Below are 694 nucleotides of genomic sequence, written 5' to 3'. Positions count from 1 at the left end.
GGCCGACATCGACGGGAACTCCTGCGACCAGCGCAACGACGTCCTGCAACGCGACCTGGTCGACGTCGTCCTCGACGTCGACGGCTGCACGGTCCTCACCGGTGTGCTCGAGGACGACCCGTACACCGGCCGCGACATCGTCTTCCAGCACGACAAGGTCGCCGAGGAGGGCAACCCCGGGTCCCAGGGAGTTCAGATCGAGCACATCGTGAGCCTCGAGGCCGTCCACCGCGGCGGAGGCTGGCGATGGTCCCCCGATCGCAAGATGGCGTTCGCCAACGACTTGGCCAACATCATTGCCGTCGACGGGCCCTCCAACAACGCGAAGCAGGAAGCCGGCCCCGCCGACTGGCTCGTCCCTGACAACCCGGAGTACCGCTGCACCTACGCAGCCCGGTACACGCAGATCCTCCACGACTGGGAGCTGGCCGTCGACGTCGACGACCGCGACCAGCTGGTCCACACTCTCACCGACTGCAGCGATCAGCCCGCGTCGGTATCATGACCGCGGGCGCCCGGCTCGAGGCGACGCGATCCTCTCCTAGGTATCTCTGACAAGTTCCTCCGACAGGATCGCGGCCTCGCCGGGCGCTCGCCATTTCTCTGCGGTGCAATCCATCGCTTTTCCGGCTCTCCTGACGTACCTGTGGGTCAGTTTCGGCCTGGGAGGGTGGGGCGGTGGCCGCCGAGGTTG

The 694-nt window shown here is 67.0% G+C and carries 1 protein-coding gene; it reads left to right on the top strand.

The genetic code is table 11. The annotated features are described in order from the left end of the window. On the top strand, positions 1-505 hold a 505-nt coding region (locus ABD161_RS15595), incomplete at its 5' end, for an HNH endonuclease family protein (RefSeq protein ID WP_344005062.1). Positions 506-694: the final 189 nt, after the last annotated feature.

The organism is Microbacterium paludicola (genome assembly GCF_039529675.1).
Lineage (GTDB): Bacteria > Actinomycetota > Actinomycetes > Actinomycetales > Microbacteriaceae > Microbacterium > Microbacterium paludicola.
The sequence above is the reverse complement of the archived record's forward strand: the minus strand, read 5'-3'. Positions and strand labels throughout refer to the sequence as shown.